The following is a 14,170-nucleotide window of genomic DNA, read 5'->3' on the forward strand; positions in this document are numbered from 1 at the left end:
GTTGCCGTTGCGGCCGGCGGCGTCAGTCGGACTAGTCGTCGTCACCCTCGTCGCTGACGCACTCGATCGCGTCATCGGGCTGGTAGGTCCAGGTGTTCGAGGTCTGGTCCACCTGTTCGTCGTCGAGGTACACCGTGCGGGTGTTCGTGATCGTGAATCCTGGCTGGCCGGGGCCCTTCGGTGCGCAGTTGGCGCTCGAGACCTCTTTCACGCCCGGCTCGGTGATGTTGGTCTTCGGGCTTGCGCTCGTGGTGACCTCGAAGTGCTCGGTCGACCACACATCGACGTACAACCGCCCGTTTGCGACGTAGCTGTTGAACACCGCCGCATACGGGGTGTTGTTGCGGAACTCGACGTTGATCGAGCCCGTGTAGATGGTCGACTCGCGACCTGCGGGGTAGCGGGTGAACCACACCGAGTGAGGGCGATGGTCCAGGATCTCGAAGCCCGCGAAGTAACCCGCGTTGTAGGCCGTGGTGGCCATCTGGGACAGGCCGCCGCCCATGCCGCTGGTGAGGATGCCGTTCACGATCACGCCAGAGTCCTGGTAGCCCTCCTCCTCGTTGATAGGGGACAGGGCCTCCGTGAGGTCGAAGTTCTCGCCCGGCAGGACGACCACGCCCTCGACATCGGCGGCCGCGACGCGCAGGTTCTGAGTGCGCACGGCGTCCGACGTGACCGGGGTGTCGAACGAGCTGATGATCTCCTGGAAGTCGGCGAGGCCGAGGTCCTCGGCGCTCACCTCGGGTTCCGCGGACGTGTACGGCAGCTCGCCGATGCGCTCGGCGCTTCCGGCGGCAGAGAGGACCGCCTCGCCGAGGGCCTCGCCGTCGATCGTGATGCCCGGCGAGCCCTCGTCGATCACGATCTGCTGGTTGTCGTCGAAGGAGACCGAGGCGTTGTCGCCCTCGGTCGTGAGCTCGGGGTTGTCCTCGATGATCCGGTCGGCGAGCGCACCTCCGTCCACCGTGAGCTCGAGCCCACCTGGCCCGGACTCCACTGTGGACATCGAGGCGATGGTCGCTGGTTCGATGGTCGCCTCGGCCTCGTCGCCCACCAACGTGATGGGGGCGGCGAGGATCTCGGTCTCGAGCTCGCTCGCGAAATCGGCGGCGTCCTCGTCCGTGATCGCGGGCGGCTCCGTCTCGGCGACCAGGTCGATGGACTGAGCGGCGGGCCACACCGTCACGATGCGCTGCGCAGAGGCCTCCTGGTCCACGGTCACTGCGGCGCGGCCAGGCACCACCTCGACGGCGGCCTCGGCGAAGGTGACGCCGGCGTCCTGCGCCGGCCCGTCGAGCTGGACCGCTGCGGTCTCCAGGGCGTCAGCCAACGAGTCCTCGTCGACCTCGGTCACAGGCGAGAGCTCGCCTCCGCCCGCGATGTGTGCCCATAGCCGGTCAGGCGCGAGGGTGAAGCCGGTGACCTCGTCGAGGGTGCGTTCCACATCGATGGACAGCCCCGCGTCCCTGGCGGGCACCGCGAACGACTGCTCGGCTGCCCGCAGCTCGAGGTCGGTGCTCTCGAGGACGTCGGTCTCGCCCTCGACCTCTTCGGTGGCCTCGGTGACGGACATCGATCCGATGTCCATCCCCAGCATCTCGGTGCCGCGGGGGACGGTCGTGGAAAGCAACGCCTGGGCGCCCACGTAGACGACCGCGATCCCGACGAGCGCGAGCGGCACCGCCCATGCGGCGCGACGCCTCTTGCGACGCGGACCTTCCGAGTCCTCATCCGGTCCGTCGTCGTCTGCTGAACCGGCCCAGGGCGGCGAACCCGCAGCGGCGGGATCGGACTCGGCGTCCACGGGACTCATGACCTCGGTGTCGCCCTCCGCCGGGTGATCAGATGACGAGTACACAGCCGTCGCGTCCACGGGTGTCGAATCGACAGCGGTGGGCTCGCCGTCGGAAGGCTGCACCGGGATCTCCGAGGAGGGCGCGAACACGGAGGTGCGCTCGGGTGCGCCCGTGCCGCCCGCAGCCACATCGCCATCGCTGTTATCGTCGCCTGAGCTCATGGCTGCACCGTCATCATCCTGACGGTCGTCAAGAGACTCGTCCTCATCGGGGTGGGGATCGTAGCGCGGCTCGTAGGTCTCCTCGGGAGAGCCGGAAGTCGCGGCCGAACTTGCGGCGAGCCAGGCGGGCGCCGACAGCTCGCTGGTGGGCACGCGGTCCGATGCGCGCTCGGGCTCGTCGTCGGGCGCGTGCTCGGCGCTTGGCTGGGCAGCGGAATCGTCGTACGCCTGCTCATCCGTCGCAGACTCGTCGGTTGCAGGGTCCTCGCGCGAATGGTCCTCGCCCGAATGGTCCCCGGGCGCAGACTCCTCCGGGGCGAAGCGCTCCCCTGACGTGCGCGCGCCTGAGTCGCCGTCGAACGGCTCGTTCTCGACCTCGTCGACAGCGGGCTCGACCTCGTGGGACGGAACCGCCCGCGCTCCGGTGCCCTTTTGAGCACGCCGGCGCAGCGAGCGGTGAGCGGCGGAGTTGCGGCGGCTGCGTGCCAGGTCCTCCTCGACCTGACGCTGTGCCTTGCTCTTGCCTTTACCGCGGGCCATGCGCACCTACCAGCAACCGAGACGGGACGACGGCGGCCACCACGATCGCGATCGAGCCGCCGGCCAGCCATGCGACGCCTAGCGGGTCTTGAACGATCAGCACGGAACCTCCCGGCCCTTCCAACGCCCACACGAAGGTCATGGCCATCCAGGCACCCGCGAAGAGAGCGAGACCCGGCCATGCGAGCCATGTGCGCGCGAATGCGGCCCCCAGCGCCACCATGAGCAGGCACATCACCACCCCGAACGGGGGGTAGGTGCGATGCGCCACGGCGCCGACGGTCGCGGTGACGAGGCCGCCGCCGAGCAACACGGCATAGCCGAGGGAATCCTTCATGCTCACCAGGATAGGTGCATGCGCAGACAAGACCAGAGCAGTGCCGTCAGTGGTGGCGAGCGCCGCCCGTGCATCGGTCGCCGTCACCGCCGTGGCGCGAGGCCACGGCGGCAACCACCTAAGCGTCTAGACGCTTGGCGCGCGACGTGGCGCGGGCGCGATCGGTCTGGTCCAGGATCACCTTGCGGATCCGGATGTTCTGAGGGGTGACCTCGACACACTCATCCTCGCCGGCGAACTCGAGCGACTCCTCGAGCGTCAGCGTGCGCGGAGGTGACAGGCGCTCGAGCTCATCACCGGTAGCGGACCGGATGTTGTTGAGCTTCTTCTCCTTGGTGATGTTCACGTCCATGTCCTCGCCGCGCGAGTTCTCGCCGACGACCATGCCCTCGTAGACCTCTTCCGTGGGCTTGACGAAGAACGTGCCGCGATTCTGCAGCAGCATGAGCGCGTTGGACGTGACCACACCGGTGCGGTCCGCCACGAGCGAGCCGTTGTTGCGGAAGTCGATGGCGCCCGCCCACGGGGCGTAGCCGTGAGCGATAGACGAGGCGATGCCGGTGCCGCGGGTCTCGGTCAGGAACGTCGAACGGAACCCGATGAGGCCGCGCGCAGGCACGATGAACTCCATGCGCACCCAGCCGGTGCCGTGGTTCGACATGGACTCCATGCGGCCCTTGCGGGCGGCCAGGAACTGAGTCACGGCGCCCAGGTGCTCCTCGGGCACGTCGATGGTCATGTGCTCCATCGGCTCGTGGACCTTGCCGTCGATCTTCTTGGTGACGACCTGCGGCTTGCCGACGGTGAGCTCAAAGCCCTCGCGTCGCATCTGCTCGACCAGGATGGCCAGGGCAAGCTCGCCGCGGCCCTGAACCTCCCAGGCGTCGGGACGCTCGGTCGGCAGCACGCGCAGCGACACGTTGCCGACGAGCTCCTTGTCGAGGCGGTCCTTGACCTGGCGGGCGGTGACCTTCGCGCCCTTGACGCGACCGGCAAGCGGCGCGGTGTTGATGCCGATGGTCATCGAGATTGCGGGGTCGTCTACGGTGATGCGCGGCAGCGGACGAGGGTTGTCGAGGTCGGTGAGCGTCTCGCCGATGGTGATGTCAGCGATTCCGGCCACGGCCACGATGTCGCCCTGCTTGGCGGATTCCGCGGGCACGCGGTCAAGACCCTTGGTCTCAAGCAGCTCGGTGATCTTGACGCTCGTAAGTGAGCCGTCGGCGCGGGCCCATGCCACGGTCTGGCCCTTGCGCAGCGTGCCGTTGAAGATCCGCAGCAGCGCGAGGCGGCCGAGGAAGGGCGACGCGTCGAGGTTGGTGACGTGCGCCTGCAGCGGGGCGTCGTCCTCGTAGCTGGGACCCGGGATGCGCTCCATGATCGTGTGGAACAGCGGCTCGAGGTTGTCGGAGTCCGGCATTCCGCCGTCCTCGGGCTGGTTCAGCGAGGCGCGGCCGGCCTTGGCCGACGCGTACACCACGGGAACCGACAGCAGCGCATCGATGTCCAGGTCCGGGACGTCGTCGTGCAGATCGGACGCGAGCCCGAGCAGCAGGTCGTGAGTCTCCTCGACGACGGCGCTGATGCGCGCGTCGGGCCGGTCGACCTTGTTCACGACGATGATGACGGGCAGGTGGGCCGCGAGCGCCTTGCGGAGCACGAATCGAGTCTGTGGCAGCGGTCCCTCGGACGCATCGACGAGCAGCACCACGCCGTCCACCATCGAGAGTCCGCGCTCGACCTCACCGCCGAAGTCAGCGTGGCCAGGGGTGTCGATCACGTTGATGGTGACGCCGCCGGGCTCTGACGCCTCGCCGAGGTAGCGGATCGCGGTGTTCTTCGCGAGGATCGTGATGCCCTTCTCGCGCTCGAGATCACCGGAGTCCATCGCGCGGTCTTCGACATGGGCGTGGTCGCCATAGGCGCCACCCTGGACGAGCATGCCGTCCACAAGGGTGGTCTTGCCGTGGTCGACGTGGGCGACGATCGCGACATTGCGCAGGTCGGAGCGCACGGGCATACGGGGACTCTTTTCGTAGGGAGGGGTGGCGGCGCTCAGCGGCACCGACAGTCCATTCTAGCGGGGTGCGCTCGATCCGCCCACAATGGGTCCCTTTTGCCCCGATCGGGCGAATAAACCAGGACCGTGATGACGTTGACCGTCACGTGAGGGTCTTCCGCCCTCGCTTCAGGCCACCACTAGGAGGTAGAAGATGACCACGGCACAGAGCAGCATCGACGTCAACGTTCCGCTGAGCACCGCGTACAACCAGTGGACTCAGTTCGAGACGTTTCCTCACTTCATGTCCGGCGTCGAGTCCGTGACTCAGATCGATGACTCGCGCACCCACTGGGTGACGAAGATCGCTGGAGTGGAGCGGGAGTACGACGCCGAGATCACCGACCAGGTCGTCGACGACCACATCGCGTGGCACAGCATCGGTGAGCTCAAGCAGGGCGGACGGGTCGAGTTCAAGTCCGCGGGCCCCGAGGTCACCACGGTGACGCTGACGCTCGACTGGGACCCCGAGGGGTTCGTCGAGTCGACCGGCGCGGCTCTGCAGGTTGACGACGCCATGGTGAACGGCGACCTCAAGAACTTCAAGAAGTACATCGAGGACAAGGGCGTGGAGGACGGTGCGTGGCGCGGCGACATTCGCGGCGGCGAGACCGACCCCCAGATCTAGCCCCTTCTCAGTGCCGACGGCGGGTCCGCTCAGCGGGCCCGCCGTTCGTGCGTCTGCGGCGGCCCGCAGTGACCGTGCTTGACTGGCGGCATGCCTGTGCTTCACATCGCCCACCGATCCGACTGGGAGTCCGCCGTGCTCTCGGGAGCCTACGAGACGTCCACGCGCGGACTCAGCCTCGCGGACCAGGGCTTCATCCATGCGTCGCACCCCCACCAGGTGTCGCGGGTCGCGGCGCGCGTGCATAGCGACGACCCCGAGGATCTTGTGGTGCTCGTCATCGATCCGTCAGCGGTGCGCGCCGACGGCGTCGAGATCCGCGAGGAGGACGGCGGCAGCGGCGAGCTGTTCCCCCATATCTACGGGCCCATTCGTCCTGCCTGGGTGGTGGAGGCCCGGCCTGCACGCTTCGAGGACGGCGACTTCGCCTGGTAGCCGAGCGTGCGGTCGGCGGCCGATGCGCGCGCAGCCGGGGCGCTCAGCGCCGGTAGGCGCGATAGGCGTGCGTCACATATGGCAGGAGGACTTCGCGTTCAGGGCTCTGCAGCCCGGCGAGCACCGCCTCCACGTCCCGATCGACCCGCGCCCGGTACTCCTGATCGCCCATGATGTAGTGGCTGCGCGAGCGTGCCATCGCCCGCACACCGCCCGCGTCCGTCCGGCGCACCCACTCCCACGTGCGCCGTTCGAGGCCGTCCAGCGGTGGCCCCACGCGCGGGCCCTCCCCTTCGATCAGTTGCTCTGCGGCGGAGCCTCGCATCGCGTTCCCCAACCGGGCCACCCATGGCTCCCGACTGTCGCGAATGTTCCACACCAGACCGAGCGTGCCGCCGGGCCTCAGCACGCGCGCGATCTCCGTCGACGCAGCATCGGTATCGACCCAGTGCCAGGCCTGACCCAGCACGACCGCGTCCATGGACGCGTCCGGGAGTGGAATCGACTCGGCACGGCCCACCGAGGTGACCACATCGGGAAGCGACTGCGAGAGCGTGTCGAGCATCGCCGGGTCCGGATCGACGGCCACCACGTGGTCGGCCACTGCGGCCACGAGCGCGGTGAGCTTGCCGGTACCCGCGCCCAGGTCGAGCACCCGCCGGGGTGAGGCGGGGAGAAGCCAAGCGACCGCATCGGCCGGATACCCCGGGCGACCGCGCTCGTAGTCTCCCGCCGCCGCGCCGAAGGAGGTCGCGTGAGTCATGCGGCCAGCCTATGGGCGCGCCCTGTGCGGAGGGAGTCCGTCAGACGGGGACGGGCGCCGGCGGGTCGGAACGTGCGGGCTCCTCCGTGATCGACTCCACCACAGTCGAGGCGGGGCGCTCGCCGAGCTTGACCACGACGACTCCCACCAGGATCAGCAGCGCGCCCGCCGCTTGGACGGGTCCAGGGGCCTGGCCGAGCAGCAGCCACGCGAAGCCGGTGGCAGCCATGACCTCCGTGAGCGCCACGAACGAGCCCAGGCGCGCGCCCAGGCGCCGGGTCGCGGCGATTCCGGTGACGTACGCGACAGCGGCCGTGATGACGCCCAGGGCGATCGCGACGGTCCACCACGGCGCCTCGAACTGCACGAAGGTGACGGTGCCCGTCGAGAAACGCATCGGCAGCACCCCGGCGAGACCCGCGGCGCCCAGCACCACGACCGCGACCAGCAGGCCACCGGCCGCGAGCGTGATGGGCGGCAGCCCGTTGGTCTCGTCGCCGCTGATGACGAAGTAGACGGACGCGCCCACCATCGCACCGAGCGCCCACAGCACTCCGACAAGCGAGATCTGCCCGCCACCGAACACATTGAGCAGCATCGCGAGGCCGAACGCCGCGATGGCCGCCCCGCCGACGGTCAGCGGCGTGGGCCGGTGCCCGTGGCGCAGCCACATCCACAGCACCACTGCCACGGGAGCGGTGTACTCGATGAGCAGAGCGACGCTCACGTCCAGGTACCCGACAGCGAGGAAGTAGAACAGTTGAGCGCCAGCGACGGCGAAGACGCCGTAGGCGACGATGACCTTCCAGCCGCGCCGGACCAGGTGGAGACGACCTCGCACCGCGAGGATCGCGGGGACAATCAGCACTGCCGCGGCGATCACCACGCGAATCAGCGTGGCGGCGCCCGCCGACCACCCCACATCGAGCAAGCCGCGCGCGAGCGAGCCGGACAGGCCGAATGACGCCGCGGAGGCGAGCGCGAAACCGAGACCGGCGATCAGGCGCTGGCGACCCAAGTCATGTGTCATCAAACTCATGACACATGACGCTAGCCATCGTTTGATAATGTGTCAACATGCCATTCGCACATGACACGATCGAGGCGCTGGAGTCGGCGGCCTTTCTCGCCAACTCGGAACTCGAGCCGGACACCCTCGTCGGCATCGAGGCGCTCGACGCCTTTCTGACGGACTTCGGATACACCGGCCCCCGGGCGGCCCCCGCGGACGTCCCGCTGGTGCGCGGCATCCGCACGCGCCTGCGAGGGCTGTTCACCGCCTCGCGCGACGAGGCCGTCCCGCTGGTGAATGAGATCCTCGCGGAACAGGCCGCCCTCCCCCAGCTCGTGCGCCATGGCGACGTCGACTGGCACATCCATGCGACCTCGGATGACCGGCCGCTTCACGAGCGCATTCTGGTGGAGACCGCGATGGCGATGATCGACGTGATCCGCGCCGACGAGATGAGCCGGTTCGGGCGCTGCGAAATGGAGGACTGCGACGGGATCGTGCTCGACCTGTCCCGCAATCGCTCACGCAAGTACTGCTCAGTGACCTGCACCAACCGTGCCGCCCAAGCCGCCTACCGCGCGCGCCAGGCGGACGACGTGGCCTGAGTCGCCGCTAGTCCTGCGAATCGGCCCAGCCTGCGAAGCGGGCGGCAGCGCGACCCCGGCGCGACCGGGGCCCGGGCTCAAGGTGCAGCGTGGCTGCGCGCACCAGCCACGAGTTCAGCGACAGCCCCTCGGCGGCTGCGGCGACCTCGGCCCGTGCCTTGAGGGCATCGGGCAGGCGAAGCGTCGTGCGAGAGATGGCGTCGTCCGCGAGCGCTGCGGCCACCGCTTGCGCATCGGCCTCGTCCCTCTCCTCGGCCAGCGCCGCCCCCGGCGCAGTCACGACGAACTCGACGCCCTTGCCCCGCACGCGCAGGTCGACCGCTCCGGGCTCGAGTTCCCGGGATATCTCCTCGACGGCCTCACCAAGGGCCTCGACGAGCATCATGTGGACGGCCGGGGCGAGCGCCGTGGTGAGCCGCTCCGCCGCCTCGCGGGTCTTTGGAGTGCCTGCTGCCGAGGTCGCGAGCAACTGCTCGCGGAGCCGTGCGGAATGCTGCTGAAGGTCCATAGCGCCATGATGACACCACTGCGACACCACCGCCAGTCGAGGGAAATAACCGTGGCCCGTCGAGGCGTTGCCCCCACACGAGGGACCACTGCAGCGACCGAGTGATCGAGAGAGGCATCTGATGTCCACACCGCAGAGGATCATCGTGGTCGGAGCCGGGCTTGCCGGCCTCACGACAGCCGTCCGGCTCGTCGATGCGGGACACGAGGTGACCGTGCTCGAGAGCGCCGGCGTCGTCGGAGGCCGCACCGCCGACTGGGACGAGGACGGCATGCAGGTCGAGACGGGTCTGCACCGCTACCTCGGCTTCTATACCAAGCTTCCGCGGCTACTCAGGCACGTCGGGCTGAAGGTTTCCGACGTGGTGGTGTGGCGCGACGAGATCGCGTTCCGCGTGGCCGACGGCGGTCCGTCCGCCCTGTTCTCCGCATCCCTCATCCGCCACCCGGTCCGCACCGCAGTGCGCGCTCTCAAGCACCGAGACTTCCTGCCCCTGCGACAGCGTGGCGCGATGGTGCGCATGCTCGCCGCGGGCTCGGTCGCGTACCTGCTCCGGCCCACCAAACTCGACCAGGTTCCGATCGCCGACTACGCGCGCGGGCACGGTGTGAGCCAGCAGACTGTGGACCGACTCATCGCCCCGCTGACGGCCGGGTTGTTCTTTGTGCCGCCCGACAAGTTCTCCGCCCACAACCTCATGGGAGTGGTGGTTCCCTACTGGCGCTCGCTCATCAAGACCGGCGTCGGGGCCTTCAGCGGCGGCATGACCGAGGTCATGTCGGGCCCGATCGCCGAGTACGTGCGCAAGAAGGGCGGCACCGTGCACGTGAACACCCGCGTGCAATCGCTCGTCGGCGACGCGAACGGGATCACCGGAGTGCGCGTTCACGACAAGGTGCTCGAGGCTGACCAGGTGGTGGTCGCCACCTCGCTGGGCCCCGCCAAGGCGTTGATCGACTCTGCGCTGGAGGGCCACGAGTGGTTCGACGACATGCGGCGCATGGAGTCCACCCCGTCGGTGTGCTTCCAGGCGGAGACGGATGTGCCGAGCACAGCGGAAGACACCGCCACCTTCACGCCCGGCACCGAGATGGGTTGCTTCGCGGAGCAGTCGCGCACGACGTTCTCCCATCTGGATGGGCGAATCAGCGTCATCATGGCCACGCCCAAGACGCATGCAGACTCCACGACGGAGGAGCTGACCGAGACCGTGATCACCGAGGCGAGACGGGTCGGCGTGGACCTCCGCGGCCACATTCGCCGCGCGCGCAAGGTGGGGATCTCCGACGACTTCTACTCGCTCGAGTGCGGAAACGACCCGCTGCGGCCCGCGCAGCACACCCCCATCCCGGGGCTCACCCTTGCGGGCGACTACACCCAGCAGAAGTACCTCGCGACCATGGAAGGGGCCGTCCAATCGGGCGAACTCGCGGCGCGGGCAATCCTGAAGGAGGAACGATGAAGGCAGTGGTCTATCACGGCAAGCACGACATGCGGGTCGACGAGGTCGACAAGCCCCACCTCCAGTCGCCCACCGACGCGATCATCAAGGTGACATCCACCGCGATCTGCGGCTCTGATCTCCACCTCTATGACCGCGCCATCGTGGGCATGAAGGAAGGCGACATCGTGGGTCACGAGTTCATGGGCGTGGTCGAGGACGCGGGGCAAGGCGTCTCCCACGTGTCCGTCGGCGACCGGGTGATCGTGCCCTTCGTCATCGCATGCGGGACGTGCTGGTTCTGCACGCAGGGGCTGCAGTCGCTGTGCGACAACACCAACCCGAACGCGAAGATCCTCGAGAAGACGTATGGGCAGTCAGGCGCGGGACTGTTCGGCTACACCCACCTCTTCGGCGGCTACGACGGCGGCCAGGCGGAGTACGTCCGCGTGCCGCACGCCGATGCCGGCCTGTTCGCCATCCCCGACAGCATGGATGATGACCACGCGCTATTCCTCACCGACATCCTGCCTACCGGGTGGATGGCCGCGGTCAACTGCGACATCTCAGAAGGCGACACCATCCTCATCGCGGGAGCCGGCCCCGTGGGGCAGCTCGCCGCGGCCAGCGCCCTGGTCCAGGGCGCCGGAACCGTCGTGGTCTTCGACCGAGAGCGTTCGCGCCTGGACAAGGTCGCGGAGCTGCCCGGAGTCGTGCCCCTCGAGGACACCGGCCGCGGAGTCCAGAAGGCCATCAAGGCCCTCACCGGCGGACGAGGGGCCGATGCGGTCATCGACGCGGTCGGCATGGAAGCCCACGGTGGCGGTGTCGTAGGCGCCTACGACCGGGCGAAGATGCGGCTCAAGCTCCAGACGGACCGAGTCACCGCGCTGCGCACGCTGATCAAGGCGGCGCGCAAGGGAGCACGGGTGTCGATTCCCGGGGTCTACGGCGGGGTCGCGGACAAGTTCCCCATCGGCGCCGTGTTCGGCAAGGGACTGACCATGACGGGCGGCCAGACCCATGTGCACCGCTTCGTGCCCGAGTTGATCGACCTGATCGGGAACAACTCTCTCGACCCGTCGCGGATCATCTCGGCACACATGCCGCTCGACAAGGCTCCCGAGGCCTACGAGTTGTTCAAGGACAAGAAGGAGCTCAAGGTGGTGCTGCAGCCCTAGTCTTCACCGGGATCGGCGGCGCGCTCGGGTTCGCGGCGCTCCTGGTAGCGGTGGAGTTGGTAGCTGAGCGGGGATGCGCTGACGCCGTGGATGAGCACGGAGATGGCGATAGCGAGGGTTGCGTACGTGAAGACCAGCGGATCGCCCGTCTCGTGCTCGGCGACGGTGGAGTAGAAGAGCGCCGAGACGCCCACGGGGGCGAACCAGCTGAGGAAGGCGGTCTCGGCCCGGCTGTGCTCCGGGCGTAGCGCCGGTCGCAGCAGCCACACGGTGACGACGCGGCGCAGTACGAGCGCTAGCATCACGGCCGCGACCGCGCCCCATCCGAGTTCACCCCATGCCGGGAACGGCAGCGCGAGCCCGAGCAGCATGAACACCGGCAGGATGAAGAACCGATTCATGCTGTCGTCCAGCCGGTCCTGCTTCTGCTCGTCGGACTGCGGGATGATCTGCCCGAATACGGCCGCCGCGATGAAGACGGCCAGCAACGCGTTGACACCCGCCACTTCCCCAGTGCCGAGCACGAAGAACGCCAGCGCGATGATGAAGCCCAGGTACGCCGTCTCCTCGATGAGCTGCCGTCGTCTGACCAGCCGGTACAGATAGCCGAAGGCGAGGCCAACCGCCACGCCGAACAACGCGCCGCCGATGACCTCCCGCAGCACCACCGTGGTCAGCAGGTCGGACCACGACTTGTCGGGACGGATCATCAGCATGATGGGCAGGAAGACGAACAGGTACGCAAGCCCGTCGTTGAGTCCGCTTTCGGATGAGATGTTGAACCGTACGCGATCCGGAATCTTCGCTTCGGCGAGAGAGCCGGTCACGACGGGCGTTGTCACCACCGGGTCGGTGGGCGTGATGATGGCTCCGATGAGCAGGGCGAGCGCGAGCGGCAGTCCCAGCAGAGCCCACAGCACGCCTGTGGCCACGAGCAGCATGACCACCATTCCCACGCCGATCATCCACAGCACCCAACGCCGGTGCTCTCGCCAGTAGCCGTGCGGCAGGCGGAGCGCCACGCCGGAGAGCCCGATGGCCAGCGTGACCCGCGAGGCCTCCTCGAGCAGTGTCATGGGGGGCACGCCGAAGGAACCGATAGTGACGACGTCAAGCGCGTACGGCCCCAGGGCGGCGCCGAAGGCCAGCGCGAGCAACGGACCCGGAAGTCCGATGCGCTGGAGGAACGACGAGAAAGCCGAGAACACCAGGATCGCGCCGGCGAACAGGGAAACCGCGACGTAAACGGACATGCCATTCACCCTACGAGCGAAGCTCCGGGATCGCCCAGGTTGCTCCTCACATCCAGCGCTTGGCCTTGAACACCCGGTACAACACCACGGAGAAGCCCACCATCAAGCCCAGGGCCAGCGGGTAGCCGAACGACCAGTGCAGCTCCGGCATGTTCTGGAAGTTCATGCCATAGATGGCCGCGACGAGTGTAGGCGCGAACAGGATCGCCGCCCACCCGGAGATCTTCTTCATGTCCTCGTTCTGACGCTCGGCGACGAGGGTCGAGTTCACGCTGAGAATCTGCGCGAGCGCCTCGCGGTACTCGGCGATCAGCACGCCGATGCGGTCGAGGTGGTCCGCGACATCCTGCAGGTAGGTCTGGAGATCCTCGGCGACCTCGTGCTTGTCGAAGCCGCTCCGCAGGCCACCCAGCACCTCGACCATCCATGACGTCGCGTGCTGAACGTCGATGACCTCCTGAGTGAGGCGGTAGATGCGTTCGGCCACCGCAGGGTCGCCGCCGAACACCTGGCGTTCGATCTGTTCCTTGTCGATTCCCACCTCGTGAAGCACCGGCGCGTAGCCGTCGACGATCGCGTCCAGCAAGCGATACGCGATCGCCTCGGGCCCCAGGTGGAGCAGGTCGTCCTCGAGTAGCGAGCCGAGGATGCGCTCCGCTTCCGCACCCGGCCCGGCAAGCGCATCGGCCGCCGTGCCGTCGATCCAGACGCCGTCCTGGCACAGGACCGCCGCCGCCCCAGGGCGCACCAGCACGTGAAACTCCGCGAGGTCGACCTGTTCGTGCTCGTCGTCGTAGTGCGCTGATCGCACGACCAGGAACAGCACGTCCCGGTATCGCTCGAGCTTGGGCCGCTGACCCGCGTGCAGCAGGTCTTCGACCAGGATCGGGTGCAGGTCCCAGGCGTCGGCCAGGTCGCGGATGGCGCTCTCGCTCGGGTCTGGATAGAGCAGCAGCGCCATCTGTGCGGGCGTCTTGTCGCCGAACGTCCGCGCGTCCGCCGCCGTCGTGCCGTCGGGAGCCGGGACCACTTGACCGTCCGTGACGAACCTGGCGAGGCGGCCGTTGGAGCCGCGGGGCGCATCGGCCGTAGAAGGCACCATGTGCCGACGCCTGCCCGCCATCCTGCCCGCCCGATCTCGCACCCTGCTCACGCGTTCCTCCTCAAAGCCGCTTGCCACCGTCTGTGGAGACAACGGTAGACGCTTAGCAGGCCTCCCTCAGCGCGAGCTCGCGCCAAGCGACTCTGCCAGCCACGCGTTGCGCTGGGCGATCAGCCGCACCATGTAGCGCCGGAGCACCAGGCGTTCAGCCAGGCGGCCGATGCGCGGGAGGCCGCGCGGCCGGGCTCGGCGCTTGTCATCGCAGCGGTGTTGCCGGCCTCAGGAT

General features: G+C 68.2%; 13 protein-coding genes. 5 read left to right on the forward strand and 8 right to left on the reverse strand.

Features of this window, described 5'->3' with window-relative positions:
- Positions 1-31: 31 nt before the first annotated feature.
- From ACNI3K_RS09275 to typA, 3 genes are all read right to left on the reverse strand, one after another.
- Positions 32-2,560: a VanW family protein gene (locus ACNI3K_RS09275; protein ID WP_419391594.1), complete on the reverse strand. Its 2,529-nt coding sequence runs from the start codon at positions 2,558-2,560 to the stop codon at positions 32-34.
- On the reverse strand, positions 2,547-2,897 hold the full coding sequence (locus ACNI3K_RS09280; protein WP_419391595.1) for a hypothetical protein: 351 nt from the start codon (positions 2,895-2,897) through the stop codon (positions 2,547-2,549). The genes ACNI3K_RS09275 and ACNI3K_RS09280 overlap by 14 nt, the downstream gene beginning before the upstream one ends.
- A gap of 118 nt (positions 2,898-3,015) precedes the next feature.
- Positions 3,016-4,917: a translational GTPase TypA gene (typA, locus tag ACNI3K_RS09285; RefSeq protein ID WP_419391596.1), complete on the reverse strand. Its 1,902-nt coding sequence runs from the start codon at positions 4,915-4,917 to the stop codon at positions 3,016-3,018.
- 193 nt (positions 4,918-5,110) lie between these two features.
- On the opposite strand from typA, the gene ACNI3K_RS09290 reads away from it, so the two are divergent.
- Positions 5,111-5,584 (forward strand): SRPBCC family protein, encoded by a 474-nt coding sequence (locus ACNI3K_RS09290; protein ID WP_419391597.1) that lies wholly within the window; start codon positions 5,111-5,113, stop codon positions 5,582-5,584.
- A 90-nt stretch (positions 5,585-5,674) separates the two neighbouring features.
- On the forward strand, positions 5,675-6,019 hold the full coding sequence (locus ACNI3K_RS09295) for a DUF952 domain-containing protein (protein ID WP_419391598.1): 345 nt from the start codon (positions 5,675-5,677) through the stop codon (positions 6,017-6,019).
- Positions 6,020-6,062: 43 nt separating this feature from the next.
- Here ACNI3K_RS09295 and ACNI3K_RS09300 read toward each other — a convergent pair whose 3' ends face one another.
- Together ACNI3K_RS09300 and ACNI3K_RS09305 are read right to left on the reverse strand one after the other, a co-directional pair.
- A complete protein-coding gene (locus ACNI3K_RS09300; protein WP_419391599.1) occupies positions 6,063-6,782 on the reverse strand; it encodes a class I SAM-dependent methyltransferase in 720 nt (239 codons plus the stop codon).
- A gap of 40 nt (positions 6,783-6,822) precedes the next feature.
- Positions 6,823-7,821, reverse strand: coding sequence for an EamA family transporter (locus ACNI3K_RS09305; protein WP_419391600.1), 999 nt, complete (start codon positions 7,819-7,821; stop codon positions 6,823-6,825).
- Between the two features lie 38 nt (positions 7,822-7,859).
- On the opposite strand from ACNI3K_RS09305, the gene ACNI3K_RS09310 reads away from it, so the two are divergent.
- Positions 7,860-8,399: a CGNR zinc finger domain-containing protein gene (locus tag ACNI3K_RS09310; protein ID WP_419391601.1), complete on the forward strand. Its 540-nt coding sequence runs from the start codon at positions 7,860-7,862 to the stop codon at positions 8,397-8,399.
- A gap of 7 nt (positions 8,400-8,406) precedes the next feature.
- Here ACNI3K_RS09310 and ACNI3K_RS09315 read toward each other — a convergent pair whose 3' ends face one another.
- On the reverse strand, positions 8,407-8,907 hold the full coding sequence (locus ACNI3K_RS09315) for a toxin-antitoxin system HicB family antitoxin (protein ID WP_419391602.1): 501 nt from the start codon (positions 8,905-8,907) through the stop codon (positions 8,407-8,409).
- A gap of 121 nt (positions 8,908-9,028) precedes the next feature.
- Between ACNI3K_RS09315 and ACNI3K_RS09320 the strand changes: the two genes are divergently transcribed.
- Positions 9,029-10,369: a hydroxysqualene dehydroxylase gene (locus tag ACNI3K_RS09320; protein ID WP_419391603.1), complete on the forward strand. Its 1,341-nt coding sequence runs from the start codon at positions 9,029-9,031 to the stop codon at positions 10,367-10,369.
- Positions 10,366-11,529, forward strand: a complete 1,164-nt coding sequence (locus tag ACNI3K_RS09325; protein ID WP_419391604.1) for a zinc-dependent alcohol dehydrogenase — start codon at positions 10,366-10,368, stop codon at positions 11,527-11,529. Before ACNI3K_RS09320 ends, ACNI3K_RS09325 begins: the two co-directional genes overlap by 4 nt.
- On the opposite strand, the gene ACNI3K_RS09330 is transcribed toward ACNI3K_RS09325, so the two are convergent.
- Complete coding sequence (locus ACNI3K_RS09330) at positions 11,526-12,782, reverse strand: cation:proton antiporter domain-containing protein (protein ID WP_419391605.1); 1,257 nt, start codon at positions 12,780-12,782, stop codon at positions 11,526-11,528. The two genes, ACNI3K_RS09325 and ACNI3K_RS09330, sit on opposite strands and share 4 nt — an antisense overlap.
- A 46-nt stretch (positions 12,783-12,828) precedes the next feature.
- Complete coding sequence (locus tag ACNI3K_RS09335; RefSeq protein WP_419391606.1) at positions 12,829-13,935, reverse strand: magnesium and cobalt transport protein CorA; 1,107 nt, start codon at positions 13,933-13,935, stop codon at positions 12,829-12,831.
- Positions 13,936-14,170: the final 235 nt, after the last annotated feature.

It is taken from the genome of Demequina ureilytica, from assembly GCF_048553575.1.
Lineage (GTDB): Bacteria > Actinomycetota > Actinomycetes > Actinomycetales > Demequinaceae > Demequina.